The following is a 26,912-nucleotide window of genomic DNA, read 5'->3' as shown; positions in this document are numbered from 1 at the left end:
TGTTCTGACCGCAGACTAACGCCTGACGGCACGCCCGCCGTCCATGCCGCTGCCTACGCCGCCACCTCCACACCCTTGCCGAACCAGGTCTCCAGCGCCTGGGTCAGCGTCTCGTCCGGCGTGCCCGCCCAGGCCACGTAGCCGTCGGGGCGCACCAGGACGGCCTCGGCCGGGCACGACGGCATGGTGACCGTCTCGACCCGCTCGTGGCGCACGCGCAGCTCGCCGGTGCGGTCGAGCAGCAGCGGGCGGGCCCGGGAGGCGGGCTCGGCGGGCAGGTCGGCCAGGAACCGGCCGGCGAGGGGATGCGCGCTGCCGGGCGCCTGGTAGGGCAGGTCGGAGCCCGCCATGAGCGCCGCGACGCGCCGCCGGTTGGCGTCGTCGTCCAGCAGCTCGGCGAACAGCGTGCGCAGCGCGGTGACGTCGGGGCCGGGCGCGGCCAGGGCGAGCTGGGCGCTGGAGTGCACGGCCACCCGCTCGGCGGCGGGCCTGCGCTCGGCGTCGTAGGTGTCGAGCAGCCCCTCGGGCGCCCAGCCCTGGAGCGCGGCGGCCAGCTTCCAGGCCAGGTTGGCGGCGTCCTGGAGGCCGAGGTTGAGCCCGGGCGCGCCCATGGCCGAGTGCACGTGGGCGGCGTCGCCGGCCACGAACACGCGGCCGGCCCGGTAGCGGTCGGCCACCCGGGTCTCGCGGCCGTTCAGCCGCCGGAGCAGGTGGGGGCCCTCGCCGGTGGGCGGGGCGAGCGGCAGGTCGGCCCCGAGCACGCGGGCCAGGCTCGCGCGCAGCTCGCCGATCGTCATCGGCACGTCGTCGCCGGGGGCCTCGCCGTCGCCGGAGGTCTCGCCGCTCCACTCCATCGCGGTGACCGAGAGCACGCCCGGCCCCGTGGGCAACATCGCGTACGCGCCGCGCTCGGTCCGGTGCCAGGTGTAGAGCACGAACGTGCCGTGGCCGGGCACCTCCATCTCGGCCGTGCCACGCCGCACGACCGCTCCGGGCACGGTGACGTGGGCCGTGCGGCTGATGACGTCGGGCGCGCTCACTCCCGGGAAGCCGATGCCGGCCCGCTTCCTGACCAGGCTGTGGGCGCCGTCGCAGCCCACCAGGTAGCACGTGCGCAGCTCGTAGGGGCCCTCGGGGCCTGTCACGGAGAGCGTGACGCCGTCGGCGTCCTGCTCGAAGCCGGTCAGCTCGTGGCCGCGCCGGATCTCCACGCCCAGCTCGGCGGCCCGCCGCTCGAACAGCTCCTCCAGCTCCGGCTGCCGGACGTGCAGCGCGCGCAGCGGGTTGTCGTCGAGCCTCGCCAGGTCGAGCGGCATGGCGCCGAAGACGAACGCCGGCACCGGCACGGGCGCCGCGGCCAGCCCCCGCTGGTGCAGCAGGCCGACGACCTGGCCGACGATGCCGTTGGCCTTGGGCCGGTCGCTGCGGGCGGGCAGGCGTTCGAGCACGACGGGCCGGACTCCGGCCAGGCTGAGCTCGCAGGCCAGCATCAGGCCGTTGGGCCCGGCGCCGACGATGACGACGTCGGCGACCGTGGGGTCCGCTGCGGTCATGGGGTGTCTCCTTCGGTTCGGGGGTGGGGGGCGGGCAGCCCCGCGGCCAGGCGGTGCAGCGCCTCGCGCAGCACCGGCACCAGCGGGACGGGCGGGTCGGAGCGCAGCCAGTGGCCGACGGCCACCTGCACGGCGGCGCTTACGGTGGCCGCCACCAGGTGCGGGTAGAGGTCTCGGTCCGGATCGGCGCCCGTGCGCTCGGCCACGGCCGCGGCCAGCTCGCCGTCGGCCGCGAACTGGGCCTTCAGCGCCTCGGCGCGCAATGCGGGCTCCTCGGCCAGCAGCCTGGTGAGGGCCAGCCGGTCGGCGCCGGGCGGCCCCGGGCTGGTCAAGGCGTGTTCCCAGGGCTCGGCGACGGCCGCGATCAGCGCCTCCCACAGCGGCTCTGCCGCCGGGCGGGCCCGCAGCACGGTCACCGTCCGGCGGACGCGGTCGGTGTGGCGGGCGGCGAGGGCCTCGTACTTGCTGGAGAAGTAGTTGTTGAACGTGCGCGGCGACACGCCGACCAGCTCGGCGACGTCCTCCACCCGGACGTTCTCCAGGCCGCGTTCCAGGGCCAGCCGGAGCGCCGCGTCCATCAGCGCCTCGCGGGTCGCCTGCTTCTTCCGTTCCCTCAATCCGGTCACCCTTTCAGATTACGCAGTTTTTCCGATCACGCAATCTTTCTGGTTAAGCAATTTTTTGCCTAACGGGGGCACGAGCCAGCTGCCGTTAGATTGGAGGCATGTCCACCACGCTGACCATGGAGTTCGCCGGCACGGTCAGGGCCGACCGCTCCGGGCCCGTCGACCGGCTGCGCGACGCCGCCGCGATGACCGAATGGCTCCGCGAGCACGCGGCCGACCTGGACGTGCCGCCCGGCTTCACCGCCACGGAGGAACTGCGCGAGCAGACCGTACGGCTGCGCCAGGCCGTCCGGGCGCTGCTGGCCAAGGCGATCGCCCCGGCACCGCCGAGCGTCGCGGACGCGGCCGGCCTGCCCGGTTTCGCCGAGTCGCTGGCCCTGGTCAACGCGACCGCCCTGGCCGCCCCCACGGCCCCGCAACTGTCGTGGACCGGCGAGCCGGCGCTGACCATGGCCCCCGCGACCAAGGCGAACCCGTCCACGCGCCTGCGGGGGCGGCTCGCCGTCGCGGCGGTGGAGTTCCTGGCCGGGCCCGACCGCGCCCTGCTCCGCACCTGCGGGGCCCCGCGCTGCGTGCTCTATTTCGTCAAGGAGCACCCGCGCCAGGAGTGGTGCTCACCGGCGTGCGGCAACCGCGCGCGGGCGGCCAGGCACTACCGGGAGCACAAGAAATAGCCTCCTCTAACGCCAACGACCTACTTTTGCCGTTATATTGATTTCTAACGGCCAATCAGTCGTGCAACCGTTAGACGAGGAGAGTCGTATGTCATTCCGGACCGGGCACGTCGGGCTCAACGTCACCGACCTCGACAGGTCGAAGGAGTTCTACGGCCGCGTCTTCGGCTTCACCGTCGCCCACGAGTCCGCCGAGGACGGCCGCCGCTACGCCCTCCTCGCCCAGGACGGCGAGCTCGTCGTCACGCTCTGGCAGCAGAGCGACGGCCGCTTCCCCACCGCCCTGCCCGGCCTGCACCACCTGTCCTTCCAGGTGGCGGACCTCGACGCGGTGCGCAGGGCCGAGCAGGTCGTCAGGGAGGTCGGCGCGAAGCTGCACCACGACGGCGTGGTCCCGCACGGCGAGGGCGCCTCCTCCGGCGGCGTGTTCTTCGAGGACCCCGACGGCATCCGGCTGGAGATCTCCGCCCCCGGCGCGGCGGGCGATCGTCCCGCTCCCACCGCCGGCGCCCCCACCTGCGGGTTCTTCTAAATGAGACATCCAGGCGAGATCGCCGTCCAGGCCCGCGCCGGGGTGCGGACGCCGGGCGCGTTCGGCAGCTCGCGCACCCGACCCGAGATCCCCGAGGTGGCCGCCGCGTTCCTGCGGGCGCAGCACCTGCTGGTCGCGGGCGCGGCCGACGACCTCGGCCAGGTGTGGGCCGACGTGCTGACCGGGCCGCCCGGGTTCGCCGACGCCGACGACGACCGCACGATCACCGTCCGCGCCCTGCCCGCGGCGCCGCTGCGGGGCCTGTTCACGGCGGAGCGCGACATCGGGCTGCTGGCCATCGAGCCGCACACCCGGCGCCGGATGCGCGTGAACGGCACCGCCGTGCAGGCGGGCGAGGGCCTGGTGGTCTGGACGGAGCAGGTGTACTCCAACTGCCCCAAGTACATCCAGGCCCGCGAGCCCACCGCCGCGCCCGGCGTCCCGGAGGTCGTCGGCGGCGGGACGCGGCTCGCGCCGGGCCACGTCGGGTGGATCGAGCGGGCCGACACGTTCTTCATCGCCACCCGCGCCGCGGGCCTGGGGGCCGACGTCTCCCATCGCGGCGGCAACCCGGGGTTCGTCCGGGTGACCGGGCCGGGGTCGCTGGAGTTCCCGGACTACGTCGGCAACTCCATGTACATGACGCTCGGCAACCTGGAGCTCGACCCGGCCGCCGGGCTGCTGTTCGTCGACTGGGACGCCGGCCGGACCCTCCACCTGACCGGCCGGGCGGAGGTGGACTGGGCCGCGGAGCAGCGGTCGGTGCGGTTCGAGCTGACCGCGTACACGGAGGTGGACGGCACGGTCGGGGCGGGCTGGACGCCGCCGGAACACCACCGCTTCAACCCGCCCGTCACCCGCTGACGCCGGGCGGCGGGCTCAGAGGTTCTCGGGCATCGAGGTCATGCCGTTCAGCAGCGGGACGAGCTGTTCCTCCTCGTAGTCCAGGTGGGCCTCCAGCTCGGCGGCCAGCCGGTCGAGCTCGTCGCCCGCGCTCGCGCCCGCGCCGGCCAGGTCGCGGACGCGGGCGACCAGCCGGGCAACCACGCGGTGCTCGGCGCCCAGCCGGGCCAGGACGTCGGCCAGCTCGGGACGCTCGGCGGCCAGGTGCGGGAACAGCACCGCGTCCTCGCCCTCGTGGTGGGCGTGCAGGGCGTCGCAGAACGCCAGGCAGTGCGTACGCAGGTCGAAGCCGTCGCCGCCGGCCCGCAGGCGTGCCAGCTCCCGCCGGAAGCCGTCGTGCAGCTTGACCAGTTCGTCGCCCCACGCGATCAGGCGCTGTTCCTCGCTCATGCCCACGCCACCGCCCTCGCCCGGTGGACGGCCGCGAACACGGCGGCCAGCAGGGCGGCCCCGGCGGCGACGCCGAAGCTCCAGCCCGCTCCCCCGGCGGCCGACACGGCCGCGCCGACGGCTCCGGCCACGCTGCTGCCCACGACCCTGACCAGCGCGTTCACCCCTCCGGCCGCCGCGGTCTTGGCCGGTTCGACGTGCTCGACGGCCATCGTGCCGAGCGCCGCGTACACCAGGCCGACGCCGAGGCCGAGGACGGCGGCGGCCCCGTACAGGTCGGCCGCGGTGTCGCGGAAGACCGCCAGCCACACCGCGGCGGCGGTGACCAGCGCGGAGCCGCCGGAGACCAGCGCCGCGGCCGGGAAGCGCCGCATCAGCGGCCCGGCCAGCATCGAGACGGCGAGCATCAGCACCGTGGTCGGCAGCAGGTACAGCCCCACCTGCAGCACCGAGGCCCCGAGAGAGCCCTGGGCGACCGCCGACAGCGTGGTGATCGCCCCGAACAGCGCGAACCCGATGAGGAACGAGGCCACCGTGGCCCCGACCGTGCCGCGGTGCAGCAGCATGGGGATCTCGATCAGCGGCGAGGCGGTGCGCCGGGCCGTGACCACCCACGCGACCGCGAGCACGACCGCCCCCGCGAGCAGCCCCAGCGTCGGCGGCGACGTCCAGCCCCAGGCGCCGCCCTTGCTGATCGCGAGCAGCAGGCAGACCAGCCACCCGGCGACGAGCACGGCCCCCACCAGGTCGGGACGCCCCGCGCGTCCGGCCGGCGCCGCCTCTCGCACCAGCGCCGCCACCAGGACGAGGCTCAGCGCGCCCAGCGCCGCCAGGATCCAGAACATGGCCCGGTGGTCGCCGCCCACCAGCCCGGCCAGGATCATGCCGCCGCCGCTGCCCACGCCGATGGTGGCGCTCAGCACGCCGATCGCCGTGGCCAGCCGCTGGGCGGGGACCGCCTGCCTGGCCAGCCCCATGGCCAGCGGGAGCAGCGCGGCGGACACGCCCTGCAGCGTCCGTCCGGTGACGACCGCGCCGAGCGTGCCGGACAGCGCGGCGACCGCCGAACCGGCCACGAGCAGGGCGAGCGCGGACAGGGCGACGGCGCGGCGGCCGTACATGTCGCCGAGCCGGGACAGCAGCGGGATCGCGACCGCGCCGGACAGCAGGCCGGCGGTGAGCGTCCAGGAGATGGAGGTGGACGACGCGCCGAACTGCCTCTGGAGCAGCGGGAGCAGCGGGACGACGACGGTCATCTGGAGTGACCCGACGGCGACGGCGAACGCCAGGACCACCACCGTCGTCCACGGCGATGTCTTTTTATACATGTATAGAAAGTAACATGACGGCATGCCCGCACGCACTGGAAGGCCGCCCCGGATCTCGCGGGCCGACATCGTGGCAGCGGCGCACCGGGTCATCGAGGCCGACGGCGTCGGCGGGCTGACCATGCGCAGGCTGGCCAAGGAGGTCGGCAGCACGCCGATGGCGCTCTACCACCACGTCCGCGACAAGGAGGAGCTCCTGCTGCTCCTGCTCGACGAGTACGCGGCCGGGCTGCCGCGCCCCGACCTGCCCGCCGACCCGCGCGAACGCGTGGTCGTGGTGGCCCTGGCCATGCGCGACGGGGTGGCCGGCTGTCCCTGGGCGGTGGACGTGCTGCGCGCCGACGACCTGCTCGCGGTCGGCGCGCTGTGGTACCCGGAGAAGATCATCGACGCGGCCCTCGACGCGGGCCTGACGGCCGAGCGCGCCGTGCACCTCTACCGGATCATCTGGCACTACACGGCCGGCGAGATCGCCATCCGCGCGGCGGCCGGGCGCAGGCGCGAGGAGGGCCGGCCGACCTACCGCGACCAGGTCTTCGCCGGCCTCGACCCGGCGGCCCTGCCCCGCCTGGCCGAGCTGGGCGGCCGCTGGGCCGAGCTCACCGCCGCGGACACCTACGAGCTGGGGCTGCGCGCCCTGGTGGACGGCCTGCTCCCCGGCCACACGGCGAGGGGTTGAGTCAGGGGCCGAAGGCGCGGCGGTAGGCGGAAGGGGAGGTGCGCATCGCGCGGGTGAAGTGGTGGCGGAACGTCGCCGGGCTCTCGAACCCGACCGCCGCCCCGACCTCCTCCACCGGCGCCGCCGTCGACTCCAGCATCGGCAGGCTCGCGGCCACCCGCTGCGAGATCACCCACCGCAGCGGGCTGGTCCCGGTCTGCCGCTTGAAGTGCCTGATGAACGAGCGTTGCGACATGTGCGCCACCGCGGCCAGGTCCGCCACGCCGATCGGCTCGGCCAGGTGGTCGAGCGCCCACCCCATCGCCCTGGCCACGCCGCCGTCGTCGGCCACCGGCGTGACGGCGGCCTCGATGAACTGGGCCTGACCGCCCTCCCGGTGCGGCGCGACGACCAGGCGGCGGGCCACCGCGTTGGCCACGTTCGGCCCGTGGTCGGTGCGTACCAGGTGGACCAGCAGGTCGAGGCCGGCGGCGCTGCCCGCGCTGGTCAGCACGTCGCCGCCGTCCACGTACAGGACGGAGGGGTTGACGCGGACGGCGGGGAAACGCCGCTGGAGCAGGTCGGCGTACTTCCAGTGGGTGGTGGCCTCGCGGCCGTCCAGGAGACCGGCGGCGGCCAGGGCGAACGCGCCGGAGCAGATCGACACCATCCGGGCGCCCCGGCCGTGGGCCTGGCGCAGCGCCTCGACCAACTCGCCGGAGACCTCGCCCCGGACGTCGGCCACGCCGGGCACGATCACCGTCCCGGCCCCGGCCAGGACGTCGAGCCCGTGCCCGGCCTGCATGGTGAACCCGCCGACCACGCGCAGCGGCTCGGCGGTCTCGGCGCACACCTTCAGGTCGTACCAGGGGACGTCCAGCTCGGGCCTGGGCAGCCCGAAGAACTCCACGACGCAGCCCAGCTCGAACGGCGCCATCCCGTCGAAGGCCAGCACCGCGACCGTGGGCAACCGGGCGGGAACCGGCAGCCGGGCGGGGGCCGGTAGCGGGGCGGGGGCCGGTAGCGGGGCGGGGGCCGGTAGCGGGGCGGCGGAGATCATGGGCGGTCGGCCGGAGGTCGGAAGCGGCACATACGCATATTAACCGCCCATATCCGGCGCGAGCAGGTTAGCGCTCCCCTCCCTGCGGCAGGAGTGATATATGCATATTTCGGGGGTAGAGACCGTTTTCCCCGATCACCGCTACGAGCAGGCGGAGATCACCGAAGCGTTCTCCCGTCTGACGGACTGCGACGAGGAGTTGCTGCGGCGCTTCCACGCGGCCACCGGCGTCGTGGGCCGCAACCTCGCACTCCCGCTGGACGGCTACACCAAGCTCGACTCCTTCGCCCGCGCCAACGCCATGTACGTCGAGATCGCCCTCGACCTGGGCGAGCAGGCCGTCCGAGGCGCCCTCGAAAAGGCCGACGTGCCGCCGGGGAAGATCGACCACCTGCTGTTCTGCTCGACCACCGGCCTGGCCACGCCCTCGCTGGACGCCAGGCTCGCCCAGCGCCTCGGGCTGCGCGGCGACGTCAAGCGGGTGCCCGTGTTCGGCCTCGGCTGCGCGGCCGGGGCCTCGGGCCTGTCACGTCTGCACGACTATTTGCGCGGCTGGCCCGATCACGCCGCCGTGCTGGTGTGCGTGGAGCTGTGCTCGCTGACCATCCAGCGCGACGACTCCTCGATCGCCAACATGATCGCCAGCGGCCTGTTCGGCGACGGCGCGGCGGCCGTCGTCGCCACCGGGCGCGGCCAGGGCCCCGAGGTCGTCGCCACCCGCAGCAGGCTCTACCCCGACACCGAGCACCTGATGGGATGGGAGGTGGGCGACCACGGCTTCCACATCGTGCTCGACGCCGACCTCACCCACTTCGTGGACCAGGTGCTGGCCGACGACATCAGGGCCTTCCTGGCCGACTACGGCCTGACCCCCGACCAGGTGCCGACCTGGATCTGCCACCCCGGCGGCCCCAAGGTCATCGACAAGATCGTGCAGAGCCTCGACCTCGACCCCAGGGCGCTGGACGTGACGTGGCGGTCGTTGCGGACGTACGGGAACCTGTCGTCGGTCTCGGTGCTCCACGTGCTCCAGGAGACCCGCGGGCACTCCGGCCGGCCCGCCGTCCTGATGGCCCTGGGCCCCGGCTTCTCCGCCGAACTGCTCCTGCTCCACTGGTGAGGACGACCGGCCGACGAACGGGCGAAGGCCGATAACGACCGGGCGACGGCCGGTAACAACGGGGAGACGGCGGCCTGCTCCGGGTCCGCGCCGCAGATCCCATCAATTCTGATTTGTCACAACTGATCACGTGACGATCGCGGTTTGTGCTCGCTTGCGTCTCCGGCCCGGCCGCTGCCACACGGATCTCCGTCATAGGACGCGGAGGTGGTTGCGATGAGATGTCGCCCCTTAGCCATTCGTCCCCTGGCCATCAGCGTCGGGCTCGCCGCGCTTCTCGGACTCGCCGCGTGCGGCGGCTCCGGCGGATCGTCCAGCGGCAGCGCCGCGCGGGCCCCCCTGTCCGACACGCAGCGGCAGCCCGCGCCGAGCGCGTCCCCGGCCGGCACCCAGGAATCCGAGAAGGACACGACCACGGCGCAGATCTCCACCTTCGCCCTGGACGTGGACACCGCCTCGTACGGCTACGCCCGCCGTACGCTCCAGGAAGGCCGCTGGCCCGCGCCCGGCGAGATCCGCCCCGAGGAGTGGGTCAACGCCTTCGGGCAGGACTACCCGCAGCCCTCCGACGACGGCTTCGCCGTGCACGTGGACGGCGCGCGGCTGCCCGCCCGCGACGAGGCCGTGCTCCGCGTGGGCCTGCAGACCCGCGCCTCCGACCCGGGCGCGCGCCGCCCGGCCAACCTCACGTTCGTGGTCGACGTGTCCGGCTCGATGGCCGAGACCGGCCGCCTGGACCTGGTCAAGTCGGCCCTGCACAAGCTGCTCGACCAGCTCGCGCCCGGCGACCAGGTGTCGCTCGTGGCCTTCAGCGACGAGGCCGAGGTGCTGGCCTCCATGACGCCGCTCACCGCCAGGAGCCAGCTCCACGCCGCGGTGGACGAGCTGGCCACCGCCGGCGGCACGAACCTGCAGAGCGGCGTCCTGACCGGGTACCGCGAGGCGTCCCAGGCGTTCCGGGCCGCCGCCACGAACCGGGTCGTCCTGCTCTCCGACGGCCTGGCCAACCAGGGCGACACCGAGTGGCGGACCATCGTGGAGCAGGTCAAGGAGTACGCGGGCAAGCAGGTCACGCTGCTCACCGTCGGCGTCGGCCGCGAATACGGCGACGAGCTGATGGAGCAGCTCGCCGACAACGGCGACGGCATGGCCGTCTACGTGGACTCCGAGCAGGAGGCCGAGAAGGTCTTCACCACCCAGCTCCCGGCCACCATCGAAGTACGGGCCCGCGACGCCAAGGCGCAGGTCGTCTTCAACCCCTCGGTCGTGGAGAGCTACCAGCTCATCGGCTACGAGAACCGCGCGATGTCGGCCGAGGAGTTCCGCGACGACAGCCGCGACGGCGGCGAGATCGGCCCCGGCCACTCGGTCACGGCCCTGTACGCCCTCCACCTCAAGCCGGGCGCGCGTGGACAGCTCGCCCAGGCGACCGTGCGCTGGCTGGACCCCGACACCCGGGCGGCCTCCGAGGCCGGCAAGTCGCTGCGGGCCGACGACCTGAAGCCCTCGATCTGGACCGGCACGCCGATCCGGCTGCAGGTGGACGTGGTCGTCGCGGCCTTCGCGGTCTACCTGCGCGACAGGAAGGCGTTCGGCCTGGACCTGCCGGCGCTGCGCGAGCACGCCGAGCGCCTGTCGGGGAGCTCGGAGGACCCGATGGTCGCCGAGCTGGTCAGGCTGATCGACATGGCCCGCTCGGTCGGCTGACCGCCCGCCGGGGTCAGGCGGGGTCGGGGGCCGGCCGGGAGGCGACGAAGCCCTGGTGGGGCGAGCGCGAGACGGGCAGTGTGCCCGCGTAGAGCTCCCCCACCAGCGGCATGGGCTCAGGGTGGCAGAACACCGACGAGCCCGTGCGCAGGATCGCCGGGCTGTTCAGCACCAGCGGCAGCCCGGCCAGCAGGAAGGGCAGCGCGTTCGCGGCCTGCTCGGGGGTGAGCTCCCGGCCGCCGACAAGCGGCAGCACCGCCGCCACGCAGCGCGCGCGGAACGCGGCGTCCTTGGCGGCCAGCCGCTCCAGCTCCCGACGGGAGCGCCGGTAGGCGCGGTTGCCGGCCAGCTCGTTCCAGTCGAAGACGGTGGCGTTGGCCGCGCCCATGCCTTCGAGCACCCGGATCACCCGGTTGCGCGTGTTGTTGGCCGCCGACCGCGCCTTGATCAGCGCCGCCCCGGACGGCAGCCCGCGCGCGACCAGCGTGCCGGCCAGCTCGACGCCCGGCACGAGCACGTGCACGCCGGTGAACGTGCGGGTCGCCCACTCCAGCAGGCTGCGGATGGCCCGCAGGGTGAAGAACCCGTTGAACGCGCTGACCTCGACGACGGCATGCTCACGAGCGGCGAGGATCTTCGCGCACCGCGGGGTCAACGGGACGGCCTGCACGCTGGACATGGCACGGAGAGTAGCAAGATTTGACTCAGCGTATGCCTGGTACGCGCATGTGTGTCGCGGGTCCCGGAGTCCGATACACTTGTGACCGCAGCAAGGGGCTATGGCGCAGTTGGTAGCGCGCCTCCATGGCATGGAGGAGGTCTGGGGTTCGAATCCCCATAGCTCCACCCCTCATCCACCCGGGCGTTCGCCCGGGTCACTCCCTCTCCCGCAGCTCGTAGTCCAGGGTGTAGGAGTGCGAGCCGTCCGGGGCGATGGTGATGTTCATCCGTCCCGTGATGCCGGTCAGCTCGCCCACGCCCGAGTCGGGCACGATCGTGATGGTGAGCGACTGCCCGCCGCGGTCGCTCAGCGCCTGGTGCGCCACGACGAAGCCGCCCTTGCGGCCCTCCAGGGTGCCCTCGATGCGTTCCATCGCCACGTACGCGCGCGACTCCTCCACCGGGGTCGAGGCCACCATCAGATGGACGACGCTCGTCCCGGTCAGGTCGCCGTGGAAGGTCTTGGTCATGCTGACGAGGCCGAGCGCGACGCCGTCGCGGTCGTCGAAGGGCGGCTTGGCGTCCCAGCCGGCGGTGTCGAAGGTTCCCTGTGCGGTCATGGGAGCCATCCTGCCGGTCTTACCTGTCAGCTTCCGTCAGGTACCGGCCAGCCGTTCCACGACGGGCGCGAAGGCGTCGACGAACTGGGCGTTCACCGTCACGTACGAGATCCCGAGCCGGTCCCTGCGCCGCCGCAGGACGTCGGCCATCTCGTCGGGGGTGCCGGTGAGCAGGCCGGTGGCCTCGGGGCCGAGCGGGCCGAAGCGGCCGGCCAGCCAGGCGGGCGGCTCGCCGCCGGCGGCCACCAGGTTCATGCCGAGCTCCAGGTCGTGGAAGCGGTCGCCGGCCAGCTCGTAGAGCTCGTCCAGCTTGGCGGCGAGCTGGTCCTCGGTGTGCTGCGGCGGCACGCCGAGCGCCACCGTGTCCGCCTTGCGCGCGGCCAGGCCGAGCACGCGGGCGCCCGTCGCGGCGACCAGGATCGGCACGTCCTTGACCGCGTCGATCGTGGCGGCCAGGCGGGCCACGCGCTCGGCCGGGGTGCCGAACGGCACGCCGAGCGCCGCCGCGTCCTGCTCGGCGCCCGGACGGCCGGCGCCCAGCCCGAGCTCGAAGCGTCCGCCGGTGAGCGTGTGCAGGGTGGCGGTCTCCCAGGCGACGGTCTCGGGCGTGCGGTACGGGGCGCTGACCACGTACGTGCCGACGCGCAACGTCGAGGTGACGGCGGCGGCCGCGGCCGCGGCGGCGAACGGCGACAGCGTCCCGAGCGTGTCCGGGACGAGCAGGGTGGAGAAGCCCAGGCTCTCGACCCTGCGGGCCAGCCCGGTCCAGGCCTGCGCGGTGGGGGCGTAACCGGCGACGGCCCCGAATCTGAACGGGTGATCGGTCATGCGCTCCACGATGCCGCGACGGCCCGGCCGGCACATCGTCCGCCGGACCGGTGGCCCGCTACGACGGCGGGCGCACGCCCGGCGCGGCCCGCTACTCCCCCAGCAGTAGCCGGACGAAGTCGTTGGCGAACTTGCCCGCCGGGTCCAGCCGCCCGGCCAGCTCGCGGAAGCCGGCGGGGCAGGCGGGGCGGCGGATGAACAGCTTGCCCCAGTGGGGCCGCGGGTCGAAGGGGGCGAGCGTCCGCTCGACCAGGTCGATCGCCGGGAGCACGGCGGCGACGTCCCTGATCCAGGTGAAGTGCACGCCGACGCTGTCGCGGTCGCGGAACGGGCTGAGCCACAGGTCGTCGGCGGCGATCGTGCGCACCTCGGAGATCTGCAGGGCCGGGCGGACGCGGTCGCCGACGGCGTACAGCGCGCGCAGCGCCGCGACCGCGTGCGCGCGGGGCAGCAGGAACTCCGACTGGAGCTCGTCGCCGGCGCCGCTCGGCGGGGCGTCGGGCCGGAAGTGCGGCAGCCGCTCGTGCCAGGGGCCCGGCACGCCGAGCTGCGTGGTGCAGGCGTCGGCGGGCATCCCGGGCAGCGGGTGGCGGGGTTCGGGGGCGGGGCGGGTGCCGTGCCAGGAGCCGGCGGTGAACTCCTCGCGGCGCTTCAGCCAGATCCTGGTGTCGCGCCAGTCGGTGAACAGGCTGACGCTGTGGCCGCCGGCCATGATGGCGTCGAACCCGTCGAGCGCGTCGGGCGTCAGGTCCTCGCGGACGTACTGGCGCAGCTCGAAGGCCGGTACGAGGTCCAGCGTCAGCGTGTGGACGACGCCGAGGGCGCCCAGCGCGACGACCGCGCCGGCGAAGTCGTCGTCCCCGCGGGACAACGAGAGCAGCGAGCCGTCGGCGGTGACCAGCTCCAGCCCGGACACGGCGGCGGCCAGGCAGCGGTTGGCGTCGCCGGAGCCGTGCGTGCCGGTCGCGACCGAGCCGGCGACCGAGATGTGCGGCAGCGAGGCCATGTTCTCCAGCGCGAACCCGGCCGCGTGCACCGCCTCGGCCAGCCGCGCGTACGTGGTGCCGGCCGCGACCCGGACCTTGCGCGCCGCGCTGTCGATCTCGATCGTGGCGGGCATGCGGTCGAGCACGACGAGGTCGCCGGTGGTGTCGGCGACGTCGTTGAAGGAATGACCGCTGCCCAGGGCCCGCACCCGGTCGCTCCCGGCCACCAGGCCGCGCAGCTCGTCGAGCGAGGCGGGGTGGTGGACGGCTCGCGCCCGGAAGGCGGTGTTGCCCGCCCAGTTGGTCAACATCACGGCTTCACCCTATTCATCCGGTTTCCCTTGCCGTCTCCCCCGCCCGTCACTACGTTCGGCCCCGTGCTGTATCTGTCCGAGGCCATGGGCCTGGCCACCCTCGTGTTGTGGCTCTACTGCCTCTTCGACGTGATCACCACGCCGGACGCGGTCTGCAGGAACCTGCCCAAGATCGTATGGGTGCTGGTGGTCCTGCTGTTCCCGCTGGTCGGCTCGGTCATCTGGCTCGTGGCCGGCCGTCCCGAACGTGCCCCGCAGGCGACCTCGCGGCCGAGCGCGTTCCCCGAGTACGACCGCCCGGGGCGGTTCGCCGCCACCGACCCCGACGACGACGCGGAGTTCCTGCGCCGCTGCCGCGAACGTGCCGAGGAGCAGCGCAGGAACGCCCCGAAGAAGCCGCCCGAGGACTAGAAGCCCTGGGCGAGCCGGTAGTACGCCTGGTTCCAGCGCAGCTCCTTGGTGAACTGCGCCGTCGTGGTGTCCTTGTCGATCACCAGCAGCTCCACGCCGAGCATGTCGGCCAGGTCCGTCAGCTCCTCGCGCCCGACGGCCGTGGACAGCACCGTGTGGTGCGGCGCGCCGGCGGTCAGCCACGACTCGGTCGAGGTGCGCAGGTCCGGCCGCGGCGACCAGACGGCGCGGGCCACGGGCAGCTTCGGCAGCGGCTGCGGCGGCGCGACGACGTCGATCTCGTTGGCCACCAGGCGGAACCTGTCGCCCATGTCGGCCAGGCCGACGACGATGCCGGGGCCGGGCGCGGCGTCGAACACCAGCCGCACCGGGTCCTCCCGCCCGCCGATGCTCAGCGGGTGGATCTCGCACGACGGCGTCCCGGCGGCGATGGACGGGCACACCTCCAGCATGTGCGCGCCGAGGATGAGCTCGTTGCCGGGCGTCAGGTCGTAGGTGTAGTCCTCCATGAACGACGTGCCGCCCGGCTTCATGGCCTTGAGGGTGCGCAGCAGGACCGAGGTCTTCCAGTCGCCCTCGCCGCCGAAGCCGTAGCCGTCGGCCATCAGGCGCTGCACGGCCAGGCCGGGGAGCTGGCGCAGGCCGCCGAGGTCCTCGAAGTTCGTGGTGAAGGCGCGGAAGCCGCCGCGCTCCAGGAAGCCGCGCAGGCCGAGCTCGATCCTGGCGGCGTACCGCAGGGACTCCTGGCGCTCGCCGAGCAGTTCGGGCGCCACCCGGTACAGCTCGGCGTACTCCTTGACCAGTGCCGACACGTCGGCGTCGGAGGCCGCGTCCACGGCCTCGACCAGCTCGTTGACGCCGTAGGTGTTGACCGAGACGCCGAAGCGCAGCTGCGCCTCGACCTTGTCGCCCTCGGTCACGGCCACGTCGCGCATGTTGTCGCCGAAGCGGGCCAGCCGCAGCGCCCGCACCTCGGCCACGCCCCTGGCCGCGCGCGCCCACGCCTCGACGCGCGCGCCGACGGCCGGGTCGCTGACGTGCCCGGCGACGGTCTTGCGCGGCACGCCGAGCCGGGTCTGCACGAACCCGAACTCGCGGTCGCCGTGCGCGGCCTGGTTGAGGTTCATGAAGTCCATGTCGATGGAGCTCCACGGCAGCTCGACGTCGGCCTGCGTGTGCAGGTGCAGCAGCGGCTTGCGCAGCGCGTCGAGACCGGCGATCCACATCTTGGCCGGGGAGAAGGTGTGCATCCAGGCGATGACGCCGGCGCACTCGTCGTCCGCGTTGGCCTCCAGCATGACGCGCCTGATCGCGGCGGCGTCGGTCAGCACCGGCCGCCACTGCACGGGCACGGGAAGCTGCTCGGCGATGCGCCGCGACTGCTCGGCCACCTGGCTCAGCGTGTCCTCGCCGTACAGTCCCTGGCTGCCGGTCAGAAACCAGATGTTCAACGCGGGCTCCTCTGTCCGTAGACGTTCTGATAACGGTCGTACAGGCGGTCGATGTGGGCCGGGCCGATGGGCAGCGGCGTGCCGAGCTGCCTGGACACGTGGACGGTGCGGGCCACGTCCTCGCACATCACGGCGGCCTTGACGGCGGCCTTGGGGTCCTTGCCGATGGTGAAGACGCCGTGGTTCTGCATGAGGACGGCCGGCGAGCGGTGGCCCTTGAGCGTCTCCACGACGCCCTGGCCGATGGAGTCGTCCCCGATCAGCGCGAACGGGCCGACCGGGATCTCGCCGCCGAACTCGTCGGCCATGGCCGTCAGCACGCACGGGATGGGCTCGCCGCGGGCCGCCCACGCCGAGGCGTAGGTCGAGTGGGTGTGCACGACGCCGCCCACCTCGGGCATCTCGCGGTAGACGTAGGCGTGCGCGGCGGTGTCGCTGGAGGGCGCGTGGGCCCCCTCGACGAGGTTGCCGTCGAGGTCGCAGACGACCATGTTCTCCGGGGTCAGCTCGTCGTAGGAGACCCCGGACGGCTTGATGACGAACAGGTCCTCGCCCGGGACGCGGCCCGAGACGTTGCCCGCGGTCCAGACGACCAGGCCGTAGTGCACCAGCTCGGCGTGCAGCCCGGCGACGGTCGCTCTCATTTCCTCGTGGTTCACTTGGCGGCCTCGTTCCTGATCGCGCGGAGGGTGTGCAGCATGCGCCCGTCCCCGAAGTGGTCGTGCAGGTCGCGGTACTGGGCGTACAGGCGGTCGTAGGCGTCGGCGCGGGCCTCGTCCGGCACGTACGCCGCCCGCGTGCGCTTGCCCATCGCCGCGGCGGCCTCCTCGATGCCCGGGTAGGCGCCGGCGGCGACGGCCGCGTGCACGGCCGAGCCGAGCGCGGGGCCCTGGTCGGAGCCGATGACCGACAGCGGGCGGCGCAGCACGTCGGCGTAGACCTGCATGAGGAAGCGGTTCTTCAGCAGCCCGCCGGCGACCACGAACTCCTCCACGGGCACGCCGGACTTCTCGAACGTCTCGGCGATCATGCGGGCGCCGTACGCGGTGGACTCGATGAGCGCGCGGTAGACGTCCTCGGGCCTGGTGGCGAGGGTCTGGCCGACGATCACGCCGGACAGGTCGTGGTCCACGAGCACCGAACGGTTGCCGCCGAACCAGTCGAGCGCGACCAGCCCGTGCGCGCCGACGGCCTGGCGCTCGGCCAGCTCGGTCAGGCGCTCGTGGCCGTCGGTGCCGAAGGTGTCGACGTACCAGGCGAAGATGTCGCCCACGGCGGACTGGCCGGCCTCGTAGCCCCACAGGCCGGGCACGATGCCGTCCCGGACGACACCGCACATCCCGGGCACCTCGGCCAGCCGGTCGCTGGGCATGATGTGGCAGGTGGAGGTGCCCATGATGGCCACCATCTGGCCGGGGCGCACGGCGTCCGCGGCGGCGGCGGTGACGTGGGCGTCCACGTTGCCGACGGCCACGGCGATGCCCTCGGGCAGGCCGGTCCATCCGGCCGCCCGCGCCGTCAGCACGCCGGCCAGGCCGCCGAGGGGAGCCAGGGTGACGCCGCCGACGTCGTCGCCGACCACGCCGGTCGCCAGTTTGCCGGCGAAGCCGGAGAAGCCCGGGTTGAGCGCGGCGAGGAAGTCCTCGGAGGGGTAGCTCCCGTCCTGGAAGACGCCCTTGTAGCCGGCGGTGCAGATGTTGCGGCTCTCGACGCCGGACAGCTGCCAGACGATCCAGTCGGCCGCCTCGATCCAGCGCTCGGCCCTGGCGTACACCTCGGGGGCCTCCTCCAGGACCTGCAGGGCCTTGGCGAACTCCCACTCCGAGGAGATCTTGCCGCCGTAGCGCGGCAGCCAGCTCTCGCCCCGCCGCGCGGCCAGCTCGTTGATGCGGTCGGCGTGCGGCTGGGCGGCGTGGTGCTTCCACAACTTCGGCCAGGCGTGCGGCTGCTCGGGCGTCTCGAAGCACAGGGGCGTGCCGTCGGCCGTGGTCGGCAGGACGGTGCAGGCGGTGAAGTCGGTGCCGATGCCGATCACGTCCTCGGCGGCGACCCCGGCGGCGGCCAGGGCCCCGGGCACGGCCACGCGCAGCACGTCCAGCCAGTCGCGCGGCGACTGCAGCGCCCAGTCGGGGCCGAGCCGCACGCCGGTGCCGGGGAGCGTGTGCTCGATGACGCGCTCGGCGTACTCGTGGACGGCGCTGCCCAGCTCCGCGCCGTCGGCCACGCGGACGACGACCGCGCGCCCCGACAGCGTGCCGAAGTCCACTCCGACCACGAACTTGTTAGCGTTCACATTGCACTCCAGAGAGTTGTCTGTTCGCCTGCCGGCTATCGGGCCGGCGCGGTGCTGGACCTGACGACGAAGCTGGGACGCACCACCATGCGCTCGTACGCCGCCGGCCCGGCGTCGATCTGCCGCAGCAGCACCTCGATGCAGTGGCGGCCCACCACGTCGAAGTCCTGCCGGACCGTGGTGAGCGGCGGCGAGAAGAACTCGGACTCGGGGATGTCGTCGAAGCCCACGACGCTGATCCGCCCGGGGACGGGCACCCCGGCCTCGCTGAGCGCGCGCAGCACGCCCAGCGCCATCTGGTCGTTGGCGGCGAACACCGCGGTGACCCCGTCCATCCCGGCCAGGCGCCGGCCGGCCGCGTACCCGGCGCGCGGGCTCCAGTCGCCGGGCAGCGGCTCGGGCACCGGCCGGCCGGCCGCCTCCAGCGTCGAGCGCCAGCCCTCGACGCGCCCCTCGGTCTCCAGCCAGTCGGACGGCCCCGCGACGTGCCAGACCGTCTCGTGGCCCAGGTCGAGCAGGTGCTGGGTGGCGAGCCTGGCGCCCTCGACCTGGTCGATGCAGACCGCGGAGACGTCGGCGCCGTGCGCGCCCTCGACCACGACCGCCGGAACCCCGGCCGGCAGGCTCTCCAGGGCGGAGGCGGCCGAGCGCTGCGGCGCCACCACCACCACCCCGTCCACGCTCTGCTCGGCCAGGTAGTCGAGCGCGTCGCGGACGCTGGCCGCGTCGATCGACTTCAGGCTCACGATGCTGACGAAGTAACCCGCGGTCCTGGCCGCCTGCTCGATGCCGTAGACCATGCTGGCCGGTCCGTACAGGGTGGTGTCGAAGCTCACCACCCCGAGGGTGCGCGACCGCTTGGTGACCAGCGCGCGGGCGACCAGGTTGCGCCGGTAGCCCAGCCGGACGATCGCCTCCTCCACCCGGGCACGGGTGTCGGCCCGGACGTTCGGGTGGTCGTTGAGCACCCGTGAGACCGTCTGGTGCGACACGCCGGCCTCCTTGGCCACGTCGGCCATGACCGGCGGACGCGGCCTGGGGCTCGGTACCACGGGTTCTCCTTTCGCGGGGCTTGCCGGGCCTGCGGTGGTCAGCGGGAGGCGCCGGCGCGCCGCTTGGTCCACACGTCGAACGCGACGGCGGCCAGCAGCACGGCGCCCTTGACGAGCATCACCCGCTCACTGGGCGAGCCGATGAGCGACATGCCGTTGTTGATGACAGCCATGATCAGACCGCCGGTGATCGCGCCGACGACCTTGCCCACGCCGCCCTGGACGGCCGCGCCGCCGATGAAGGCCGCCGCGATGGCGTCCAGCTCGAAGCTGTTGCCCGCGGTCGGGCCCGCCTGGTTGAGCCGGCCGGCGAAGATGATGCCGGCGACGGAGGCCAGCACGCCCATGTTGACGAAGATCCAGAAGACCACCGACTTGACCTTGACGCCGGACATGACCGCCGCCTGGAGGTTGCCGCCGATGGCGTAGATCTGCCGGCCGAAGACCGTGCGGTTGGCCATCAGCGAGTACGCCAGCACCAGCGCGGCCAGCAGCACCAGCACCCACGGCAGGTTCTTGAAGCGGGCGAGCTGCACGACCAGGAACAGGATCAGCGCGGCGCCGGCCGCCATCTTCAGCGCGAACACGGCCATCGGCTCGACCGACTGGCCGTAGCCCCTGCGGGCGTTGCGGGTGCGCCACTGCGCGGCGACCATGCCGCCGATCGCGACCAGGCCGATGAGCAGGCTGAACAGGTCGGCGCCGCCCAGCGGGCCGAGGCCCACGTTGCCCAGGTAGCCGTCGGTGAAGCCGTTGGCCAGCGTACGGACCTGGTCGGGGAACGGGCCGATGCCCTGGTTGCCGAGCACCGTCATGGTGAGCGCGCGGAACAGCAGCATGCCGGCCAGCGTGACGATGAAGGCCGGGATGCCGAAGTAGGCGATCCAGTAGCCCTGCCAGGCCCCGATCAGGGCGCCGGCGGCGACCGTGATCAGCAGGGCCAGCGGCCACGGCAGGCCCATGTTCACCATGAGCACGGCGGCCAGCGCTCCGGTGACCGCCACCACCGAGCCGACCGACAGGTCGATGTGCCCGGCGATGATGACCAGGATCATCCCGATCGCCAGGATCAGGACGTAGGAGTTCTGGACGATGATGTTGGAGATGTTCTGCGGCTGGAGCAACGCGCCGTCGGTGAGCACCGAGAACAGCACGATGATCAGCGCGAAGGCGATGTAGATGCCGCTCGAACGCAGGTTCAGCGACATGCCGCCCAGCGACACCCGGCCGGGCCGCCGCGGCGCTCCCCCGTCGCCTCCCGCGCCGACCTGCACGTCGGCGGGCGTGATGCTGCTCATCGGAGCTACTCCTGTCCCTTGGTCATGAGATGCATGAGGCTTTCCTGGGTGGCCTCCCGGCGGGGGACCTCGCCGGTGACGCGACCTTCGGAGAGCGTGTAGATGCGGTCGCACAGGCCGAGCAGCTCAGGCAACTCACTGGAGATCACCAGCACGGCCTTGCCCTGGTCGGCGAGGCGGTTGATGATCGTGTAAATCTCGTACTTGGCGCCGACGTCGATGCCGCGGGTGGGCTCGTCGAGAATGAGCACGTCAGGCTGCGTCAGGATCCACTTGGAGAGCACGACCTTCTGCTGGTTGCCGCCGCTCAGCTTGCCGACGACGCTGTTGACGCTGGGCGCCTTGATGTTCATGCTCCGGTGGAACTCCTCGGCGACCTTGTACTCCTCGTTCTCGTTCACCCAGCCGCGCCGGGCCAGGCCCTTGAGCCCGGCCGCGCTGATGTTGCGCTTGATGTCCTCGATGAGGTTGAGGCCGTACCGCTTGCGGTCCTCGGTGGCGTAAGCCAGGCCGTGGCGGATCGCGTCCTGCACGTTGCGGATCTCGATCGGCTTGCCGTCCTTGAAGACCTTGCCGGAGATGTGCACGCCGTAGGTGCGGCCGAACAGGCTCATCGCCAGCTCGGTGCGCCCGGCGCCCATCAGGCCGGCCAGGCCGACGATCTCGCCCCTGCGCAGGGTGAGCGAGGCGCCGTCCACGACCTTGCGGCCGGGCTGGCTCGGGCTGTGCACCGTCCAGTCCTCGATCCGCAGGACCTCCTCGCCGATCGTCGACTCGTGCGGCGGGAAGCGGTTGTCCAGCGCGCGGCCGACCATGCCGGAGATGATCCGGTCCTCGGTGACGTGGTCGGTGGCCATGTCCAGGGTCTCGATCGTGCGACCGTCGCGGATGATCGTGACGGAGTCGGCGATCGCGGTCACCTCGTTGAGCTTGTGCGAGATGATCACGCAGGTGATGCCCTCGTCCCGCAGGCCGCGCAGCAGGTCGAGCAGGTGGGCCGAGTCGTCGTCGTTGAGGGCGGCGGTCGGCTCGTCGAGGATGAGCAGCTTCACCTCCTTCGACAGCGCCTTGGCGATCTCGACGAGCTGCTGCTTGCCGACGCCGAGGTCGGAGACCGTGGTGGTGGGGTTCTCCTGGAGGCCGACGCGGCGCATCAGCTCGGCGGCCTCGTAGTTGGTGCGGTTCCAGTCGATGAAGCCGCGCCTGGCGCGCTCGTTGCCGAGGAAGATGTTCTCCGCGATCGACAGTTGCGGGCTGAGCGCCAGCTCCTGGTGGATGATGACGATCCCGGCGTGCTCGCTGTCGCGGATGCCGGCGAACTCGCAGCGCGCGCCCTCGAAGGTGATCTCGCCCTCGTAGTCGCCGTGCGGGTAGACCCCGGACAGCACCTTCATCAGCGTCGACTTGCCGGCGCCGTTCTCGCCGCAGATGGCGTGGATCTCGCCGCGCCGGACGGCCAGGTTGACGTCCTGCAGCGCCTTGACACCGGGGAACGTCTTGGTGATCCCGCTCATCCGCAAGATGTGCTCGGTCATATGCCCCTCGCTCAGGTGTGGGAAGTGCCCCCGGGGGACCGCGGTCCCCCGGGGCGGGCCCTTACTTGAGCTGGTCCTCGGTGTAGTAGTTGCCGCCGACGATGATCTCCTTGTAGTTGCTCTTGTCCACGATCACCGGGTCGAGCAGGTAGGAGGGGACGACCTTGTTGCCGTTGTCGTAGTCCTTGGTGTTGTTCACCTCGGGCTTGCCGCCCTTGAGGACCGCGTCGGCCATCTTCACCGTCTGCTCGGCGAGCTTGCGGGTGTCCTTGAAGATGGTGGAGTACTGCTCGCCGGCGATGATCGACTTGACCGAGGCGAGCTCGGCGTCCTGACCGGTCACGACGGGGTAGGGCTGGCCGCTGGTGCCGTAGCCGGAGCTCTTGAGCGCCGACAGGATGCCGATGGACAGGCCGTCGTAGGGGGACAGCACGCCGTCCACCTTGGTGCCGCCGGTGTAGGTCTTGGTGAGGATGTCCTCCATGCGCTTCTGGGCCGTGGCCGGGTCCCAGCGCAGGATGGCGGCGGTCTTGAAGTCCTTCTGGCCGCTCTTGACCAGCAGGGTGCCATCGTCGATCTTCGGCTGGAGCACCGACATGGCGCCGTTCCAGAAGAACGTGGCGTTGTTGTCGTCGGGCGAGCCGCCGAACAGCTCGACGTTGAACGGGCCCTTCTTGCCGTCGTCCACGCCGAGGCCCTTGAGCAGCGAGGTGGCCTGCTGCACGCCGACCTTGAAGTTGTCGAAGGTGGCGTAGTAGTCGACGTTGGGGCTGTTGCGGATCAGGCGGTCGTAGGAGATGACCGGGATCTTGGCGTCGGCGGCCTGCTGGAGCTGCGAGGTGATCGCGGTGCCGTCGATCGAGGCGATGATCAGGAGCTTGGCGCCCTTGGTGATCTGGTTCTCGATCTGGTTGGCCTGCGTCGGGATGTCGTTCTCCGCGTACTGCAGGTCGACCTTGTAGCCCAGCTGTTCGAGCTGCTGCTTGACGTTGTCGCCGTCGTGGATCCACCGCTCGGACGACTTGGTGGGCATCGTGACGCCGATCAGGGCGCCCGCGCCGCCGGCGGCGGCCGACGTGGAGGCGTCGGCGTCGACCGTCTTCTGGCTGGAGCCGCAGGCCGTCATGGTCGCGGCGAGCGCGATGGCGGACACCACGCCCCCGATACGTCCCAACCTCATGTGGCACTCCTTGCAATGGGGGTTGCGGCAGCGGGAATGTGAGCGTTAACTGCCGATCTTGCAGAGGACTCAGTCACAGAACGTGCCGAATCAGAACAAAGTTCTCGCTTCGTTCCCGCCGATTGTTATCGCTAACAAAGACGATGTCAACGGTTGAGGATAACCTGACGGAAACCTTTAGGTAACTTTCGCGGCAGACTCCTCGCAGGTCAGCGCCTTGGACGCGCGCTGAAGACCCGTTGCAGCACGATGAAGACGAAGAGCAGCAGGCCGATGAAGATCTTGGTCCACCAGGAGCTGAGCGTGCCCTCGAAGCTGATGATCGTCTGGATCAGGCCGAGCACCAGCACGCCGAGCACCGTGCCGAGCAGGAAGCCGCTGCCGCCGGTGAGCAGCGTGCCGCCGATCACCACGGCGGCGATGGCGTCCAGCTCCATGCCGACGGCGTGCAGGCCGTAGCCCGAGAGCATGTAGAACGACAGCAGCACGCCGCCGAGCGCCGAGCAGAAGCCGCTCACCGTGTAGACCGTGATCTTCGTCCGGCCCACCGGCAGGCCCATGAGCAGCGCCGACTGCTCGCTGCCGCCCGTCGCGTACACCGCCCGCCCGAGCCGGGTGTAGTGCAGCACGTACGCCGCCACCAGCACGACCCCCACCGCGATGAGCACGCTCGGCGAGATCCACAGATCGGCGAACAGGTCGATCCTGGTCTGCGCGAACGCCGTGAACGTCGGGTCCTCGATCGGGATCGAGTCCGTGCCGATCGTGTAGCACAGCCCCCGGGCCAGGAACATCCCGGCCAGCGTCACGATGAACGGCTGGATGTCGAAGGCGTGCACGATGTACCCCATCACCAGCCCGAGCCCGGACCCGACGGCCAGCACCAGCGGCACCACCACGTACGGCGGCCACCCCGGCCCCGACATCAGCGACGCCGAGATCATCGTGGACAGCGCCACCACCGACCCCACCGACAGGTCGATGCCCCCGGCCAGGATCACGAACGTCATCCCCACCGCCACCACCAGCAGGAACGCGTTGTCGATGAAGACGTTGAGCACCACCTGCCCGCTGGCGAACCCCTCGTACCGGAGGCCGCCCACGACGAACATCGCCACGAACAGGCACGCCGTCACCAGCACGGGCAGGTGGCGGGCCGGCAACGCGACCCGGCCCACGGTCATGGTCGTCACAGGGTCACCCGCACTTTCTCCTCGGGGGCCGGGCTGGGCGGCGCGCTGCCGCCGCGCCGGCGCAGCGCCTTCGCGCGGAACGACGGCGACTGCACGAGACAGACCGCCGTCACGACCAGCGCCTTGAACAGCAGGGTCGTCTCGGGCGGCACGCCGATGGAGTAGATCGTCGTGGTGAGCGTCTGGATGACGAGCGCGCCGGCCACGGTCCCGCCCAGCGAGAACCGGCCGCCCGACAACGAGGTGCCGCCGATCACCACGGCCAGGATCGCGTCCAGCTCGATCCACAGGCCGGCGTTGTTGCCGTCGGCGCTGGAGACGTTCGAGCTGATCAGGATCCCGGCGATGCCCGCGCACAGGGCGGCGAAGGCGTAGACCATGATGACGATCCCGCGCGACCTGATGCCCGCGAGCCTGCTGGCCTCGGCGTTCCCGCCGACCGACTCGATCAGCAGGCCCAGCGCCAGCCGCCGGGTCAGGAACGCGGTGACCGCCAGCACGACCGGCACCAGCAGCACCCCGAACGGCACCGCCAGCAGATACCCGCCGCCGATCAGCTTGTACGACGGGCTGTTGACCGTGATGATCTGCCCGTCGGTGATGAGCTGGGCCAGGCCGCGCCCGGCCACCATGAGGATCAGCGTGGCGATGATCGGCTGGATGCCCGCCTGCGCGACCAGGAACCCGTTCCAGGCGCCGAGCAGCAGGCACAGTCCGAGCGCGAGCGCCACGGCGGCCAGCACGCCGGCGTCCTCGCTGATCCGCAGGCAGGCCAGCGCGCCCGAGATCGCCACCACCGAGCCCACCGACAGGTCGATGCCGCCGGTCGCGATGACCAGCGTCATGCCCAGCGAGACCAGGATCAGCGGCGCGCCGAAGCGCAGGATGTCGATCAGGCTCCCGTACAGGTGGCCGTCCCTGACCTGGACGGACAGGAAGCTGGGGGTGAAGAACACGTTCAGGGCCAGCAGCAGCGCGAGCACCGCCACGGGCCACAACAGCCGCCGCATCAGGGCCGCCCTCCGCTCGCGATCGTCTCCATGAGCACGTCCATGGTGAGCGCTTCGTCGTTGGGCAGCTCGGCCACCAGCCGCCGGTCGCGCAGCACCTCGACCTTGTGGCTGAGCCGCAGCACCTCCTCCAGCTCGGCGGAGATGAACAACACCGCCATGCCGCCGTCGGACAGCTCGGCGACCAGGCGCTGGATCTCGGTCTTGGCGCCGACGTCGATGCCGCGGGTCGGCTCGTCGAGGATGAGCAGCCGGGGCTCCAGGATGAGCCAGCGCGCCAGCAGCACCTTCTGCTGGTTGCCGCCGCTCAGGTTCCGCACCAGGTGCTCGGGGTTGGGCGGGCTGATCCGCAGGGCCTTGACGTACCGGGTGACCAGCTCGTCCTGCTGCTCGCGCGGCACCGGCCTGGTCCAGCCCCGGGTGGCCTGGAGCGCCAGGATGATGTTCTCGCGCACGGTGAGGTCGGGGATCAGGCCGTCCTCCTTGCGGTTCTCCGAGCAGAAGGCGATCTTGTGGTTCATCGCCGCGCGCGGGGTGCGCAGCGCGGCGGGCGCGCCGCCGACGGACAGCTCGCCGCCGCTCGCGTGGTCGGCGCCGAACAGCAGCCGCGCGACCTCGGTACGCCCCGACCCCAGCAGCCCGGCCAGCCCCACGACCTCGCCCTCGTGGATGGTGAGCGAGAACGGCTCGACGGCCCCGGCCCGGCCCAGCCCGCGCGCCTCGACCAGCGGGCGGTCGAAGCCCCTGGCCTCGCCGTGCAGGCGGTCGAGCGCGGCCAGCTCCTGGCCGATCATCTTGGCGACCAGGTCGAGCTGGGGCAGCTCGCGGGTCAGGTACTCGCCGACGAGCCGTCCGTTGCGGAGGATCGTCATACGGTCCGAAATTTCGTAGATCTGGTCGAGAAAGTGGGAGACGAAGAGGATGGCGATGCCCTCCTCCTTGAGCCGCCGCATCACCCGGAAGAGCTGCCGCACCTCGTCGGCGTCCAGGCTGGAGGTGGGCTCGTCCAGGATCAGCACCCGGGCCTCGATGTCGACCGCCCGCGCGATGGCCACCATCTGCTGCACCGCCGGCGAGTACGCCGACAGCGGCGCCGAGACGTCGATGCTCAGGTCCAGCCCGCTCAGCAGCTCGCCGGCCCTGGCCCGCACGCGTTTCCAGTCGATGCGCCCGAACCTGCGCGGCTCGCGGCCGATGAAGATGTTCTCGGCCACCGACAGGTTCGCGCAGAGGTTGACCTCCTGGTAGACGGTGCTGATGCCGCCCCGCTGCGCCTCGGCCGGGCCGGCGAAGGCGACGGGCCGCCCGCCCAGCTCGATCGTGCCCGTGTCGGCGGCATGCACGCCGGTGAGCACCTTGATCAGGGTGGACTTGCCGGCGCCGTTCTCGCCCATGAGCGCGTGCACCTCGCCGGGCAGCAGCCGCAGGTCCACGCCGTCCAGGGCCTTGACCCCGGGAAACTGTTTGCCGATCCCGTTCATCGTCAGGACCGGCACGGGTGCGGCCATGCGCCTCCCCTTCCGCCTGAAG

Annotated in this window: 26 protein-coding genes and 1 tRNA gene; 8 read left to right on the top strand and 19 right to left on the bottom strand. The window is 72.1% G+C overall.

The window, feature by feature from the left end:
• Nucleotides 1–53: 53 nt before the first annotated feature.
• Both AB0J76_RS42970 and AB0J76_RS42965 read right to left on the bottom strand, forming a co-directional pair.
• Nucleotides 54–1,553: an FAD-dependent monooxygenase gene (locus tag AB0J76_RS42970; protein WP_352324655.1), complete on the bottom strand. Its 1,500-nt coding sequence runs from the start codon at nucleotides 1,551–1,553 to the stop codon at nucleotides 54–56.
• On the bottom strand, nucleotides 1,550–2,179 hold the full coding sequence (locus AB0J76_RS42965) for a TetR family transcriptional regulator (protein WP_352324654.1): 630 nt from the start codon (nucleotides 2,177–2,179) through the stop codon (nucleotides 1,550–1,552). The genes AB0J76_RS42970 and AB0J76_RS42965 overlap by 4 nt, the downstream gene beginning before the upstream one ends.
• Nucleotides 2,180–2,277: 98 nt before the next feature.
• Here AB0J76_RS42965 and AB0J76_RS42960 point away from each other — a divergent pair, with 98 nt between their 5' ends.
• From AB0J76_RS42960 to AB0J76_RS42950, 3 genes are all read left to right on the top strand, one after another.
• The gene (locus tag AB0J76_RS42960; RefSeq protein WP_352324652.1) at nucleotides 2,278–2,853 is read left to right on the top strand and encodes an ABATE domain-containing protein; all 576 of its coding nucleotides are present in this window, start codon (nucleotides 2,278–2,280) and stop codon (nucleotides 2,851–2,853) included.
• Between the two features lie 88 nt (nucleotides 2,854–2,941).
• A complete protein-coding gene (locus AB0J76_RS42955) occupies nucleotides 2,942–3,385 on the top strand; it encodes a VOC family protein (RefSeq protein WP_352324651.1) in 444 nt (147 codons plus the stop codon).
• Complete coding sequence (locus tag AB0J76_RS42950; RefSeq protein ID WP_352324650.1) at nucleotides 3,386–4,249, top strand: pyridoxamine 5'-phosphate oxidase family protein; 864 nt, start codon at nucleotides 3,386–3,388, stop codon at nucleotides 4,247–4,249. It begins immediately after the preceding gene.
• A gap of 15 nt (nucleotides 4,250–4,264) precedes the next feature.
• Here AB0J76_RS42950 and AB0J76_RS42945 read toward each other — a convergent pair whose 3' ends face one another.
• Nucleotides 4,265–4,678: a hemerythrin domain-containing protein gene (locus tag AB0J76_RS42945; protein WP_352324648.1), complete on the bottom strand. Its 414-nt coding sequence runs from the start codon at nucleotides 4,676–4,678 to the stop codon at nucleotides 4,265–4,267.
• A complete protein-coding gene (locus AB0J76_RS42940) occupies nucleotides 4,675–6,006 on the bottom strand; it encodes an MFS transporter (protein WP_352324647.1) in 1,332 nt (443 codons plus the stop codon). The genes AB0J76_RS42945 and AB0J76_RS42940 overlap by 4 nt, the downstream gene beginning before the upstream one ends.
• Before the next feature lie 22 nt (nucleotides 6,007–6,028).
• Between AB0J76_RS42940 and AB0J76_RS42935 the strand changes: the two genes are divergently transcribed.
• On the top strand, nucleotides 6,029–6,685 hold the full coding sequence (locus AB0J76_RS42935; RefSeq protein WP_352324645.1) for a TetR/AcrR family transcriptional regulator: 657 nt from the start codon (nucleotides 6,029–6,031) through the stop codon (nucleotides 6,683–6,685).
• A gap of 1 nt (nucleotide 6,686) precedes the next feature.
• Here the strand turns inward: AB0J76_RS42935 and AB0J76_RS42930 are convergent, their stop codons facing one another.
• On the bottom strand, nucleotides 6,687–7,754 hold the full coding sequence (locus AB0J76_RS42930) for a helix-turn-helix domain-containing protein (protein WP_352324644.1): 1,068 nt from the start codon (nucleotides 7,752–7,754) through the stop codon (nucleotides 6,687–6,689).
• A 70-nt stretch (nucleotides 7,755–7,824) separates the two neighbouring features.
• On the opposite strand from AB0J76_RS42930, the gene AB0J76_RS42925 reads away from it, so the two are divergent.
• Together AB0J76_RS42925 and AB0J76_RS42920 are read left to right on the top strand one after the other, a co-directional pair.
• Nucleotides 7,825–8,844: a 3-oxoacyl-[acyl-carrier-protein] synthase III C-terminal domain-containing protein gene (locus AB0J76_RS42925; protein ID WP_352324643.1), complete on the top strand. Its 1,020-nt coding sequence runs from the start codon at nucleotides 7,825–7,827 to the stop codon at nucleotides 8,842–8,844.
• 216 nt (nucleotides 8,845–9,060) lie between these two features.
• On the top strand, nucleotides 9,061–10,551 hold the full coding sequence (locus AB0J76_RS42920) for a von Willebrand factor type A domain-containing protein (protein ID WP_352324642.1): 1,491 nt from the start codon (nucleotides 9,061–9,063) through the stop codon (nucleotides 10,549–10,551).
• Nucleotides 10,552–10,564: 13 nt separating this feature from the next.
• Here AB0J76_RS42920 and AB0J76_RS42915 read toward each other — a convergent pair whose 3' ends face one another.
• A complete protein-coding gene (locus AB0J76_RS42915) occupies nucleotides 10,565–11,230 on the bottom strand; it encodes a tRNA-dependent cyclodipeptide synthase (protein ID WP_352324641.1) in 666 nt (221 codons plus the stop codon).
• A 94-nt stretch (nucleotides 11,231–11,324) separates the two neighbouring features.
• Between AB0J76_RS42915 and AB0J76_RS42910 the strand changes: the two genes are divergently transcribed.
• A tRNA-Ala gene (locus tag AB0J76_RS42910) sits at nucleotides 11,325–11,397 on the top strand.
• A gap of 29 nt (nucleotides 11,398–11,426) precedes the next feature.
• On the opposite strand, the gene AB0J76_RS42905 is transcribed toward AB0J76_RS42910, so the two are convergent.
• The 3 genes from AB0J76_RS42905 to AB0J76_RS42895 form a co-directional block, all read right to left on the bottom strand.
• Nucleotides 11,427–11,831, bottom strand: coding sequence for a DUF3224 domain-containing protein (locus AB0J76_RS42905; protein ID WP_352324640.1), 405 nt, complete (start codon nucleotides 11,829–11,831; stop codon nucleotides 11,427–11,429).
• 36 nt (nucleotides 11,832–11,867) lie between these two features.
• Nucleotides 11,868–12,659: an LLM class flavin-dependent oxidoreductase gene (locus AB0J76_RS42900; RefSeq protein WP_352324639.1), complete on the bottom strand. Its 792-nt coding sequence runs from the start codon at nucleotides 12,657–12,659 to the stop codon at nucleotides 11,868–11,870.
• Nucleotides 12,660–12,750: 91 nt separating this feature from the next.
• Nucleotides 12,751–13,956 carry an FAD-binding protein gene (locus AB0J76_RS42895; protein ID WP_352324638.1) on the bottom strand — a complete coding sequence of 402 codons (1,206 nt, stop codon included), beginning with the start codon at nucleotides 13,954–13,956 and terminating at the stop codon, nucleotides 12,751–12,753.
• A 66-nt stretch (nucleotides 13,957–14,022) separates the two neighbouring features.
• On the opposite strand from AB0J76_RS42895, the gene AB0J76_RS42890 reads away from it, so the two are divergent.
• A complete protein-coding gene (locus AB0J76_RS42890; RefSeq protein ID WP_352324637.1) occupies nucleotides 14,023–14,370 on the top strand; it encodes a PLDc N-terminal domain-containing protein in 348 nt (115 codons plus the stop codon).
• Here the strand turns inward: AB0J76_RS42890 and araA are convergent.
• The 10 genes from araA to AB0J76_RS42840 all read right to left on the bottom strand — a co-directional run bounded on the left by araA (nucleotide 14,367) and on the right by AB0J76_RS42840 (nucleotide 26,890).
• A complete protein-coding gene (gene araA / locus AB0J76_RS42885; protein WP_352324636.1) occupies nucleotides 14,367–15,821 on the bottom strand; it encodes an L-arabinose isomerase in 1,455 nt (484 codons plus the stop codon). The genes AB0J76_RS42890 and araA overlap by 4 nt on opposite strands.
• A complete protein-coding gene (locus AB0J76_RS42880) occupies nucleotides 15,818–16,465 on the bottom strand; it encodes an L-ribulose-5-phosphate 4-epimerase (RefSeq protein WP_352324635.1) in 648 nt (215 codons plus the stop codon). The genes araA and AB0J76_RS42880 overlap by 4 nt, the downstream gene beginning before the upstream one ends.
• Before the next feature lie 11 nt (nucleotides 16,466–16,476).
• A complete protein-coding gene (gene araB / locus AB0J76_RS42875; RefSeq protein WP_352324662.1) occupies nucleotides 16,477–18,096 on the bottom strand; it encodes a ribulokinase in 1,620 nt (539 codons plus the stop codon).
• Nucleotides 18,097–18,149: 53 nt separating this feature from the next.
• Entirely contained in the window at nucleotides 18,150–19,133 is a 984-nt protein-coding gene (locus tag AB0J76_RS42870) for a LacI family DNA-binding transcriptional regulator (protein ID WP_364393262.1), read from the bottom strand.
• 71 nt (nucleotides 19,134–19,204) lie between these two features.
• Nucleotides 19,205–20,464: a multiple monosaccharide ABC transporter permease gene (gene mmsB, locus AB0J76_RS42865; protein ID WP_352326445.1), complete on the bottom strand. Its 1,260-nt coding sequence runs from the start codon at nucleotides 20,462–20,464 to the stop codon at nucleotides 19,205–19,207.
• 5 nt (nucleotides 20,465–20,469) lie between these two features.
• Nucleotides 20,470–21,999, bottom strand: coding sequence for a multiple monosaccharide ABC transporter ATP-binding protein (gene mmsA / locus AB0J76_RS42860; RefSeq protein WP_352326443.1), 1,530 nt, complete (start codon nucleotides 21,997–21,999; stop codon nucleotides 20,470–20,472).
• 61 nt (nucleotides 22,000–22,060) lie between these two features.
• Entirely contained in the window at nucleotides 22,061–23,179 is a 1,119-nt protein-coding gene (chvE, locus tag AB0J76_RS42855) for a multiple monosaccharide ABC transporter substrate-binding protein (RefSeq protein ID WP_352326442.1), read from the bottom strand.
• A gap of 209 nt (nucleotides 23,180–23,388) precedes the next feature.
• Nucleotides 23,389–24,363: a galactofuranose ABC transporter, permease protein YjfF gene (yjfF, locus tag AB0J76_RS42850; protein WP_352326447.1), complete on the bottom strand. Its 975-nt coding sequence runs from the start codon at nucleotides 24,361–24,363 to the stop codon at nucleotides 23,389–23,391.
• 5 nt (nucleotides 24,364–24,368) lie between these two features.
• Nucleotides 24,369–25,382, bottom strand: a complete 1,014-nt coding sequence (locus tag AB0J76_RS42845) for an ABC transporter permease (protein ID WP_352326440.1) — start codon at nucleotides 25,380–25,382, stop codon at nucleotides 24,369–24,371.
• Nucleotides 25,382–26,890: a sugar ABC transporter ATP-binding protein gene (locus AB0J76_RS42840; RefSeq protein ID WP_352326438.1), complete on the bottom strand. Its 1,509-nt coding sequence runs from the start codon at nucleotides 26,888–26,890 to the stop codon at nucleotides 25,382–25,384. Before AB0J76_RS42840 ends, AB0J76_RS42845 begins: the two co-directional genes overlap by 1 nt.
• Nucleotides 26,891–26,912: the final 22 nt, after the last annotated feature.

The organism is Nonomuraea sp. NPDC049624, assembly GCF_040675255.1.
Classification (GTDB): Bacteria; Actinomycetota; Actinomycetes; order Streptosporangiales; family Streptosporangiaceae; genus Nonomuraea.
The sequence above is the reverse complement of the archived record's forward strand: the minus strand, read 5'-3'. Positions and strand labels throughout refer to the sequence as shown.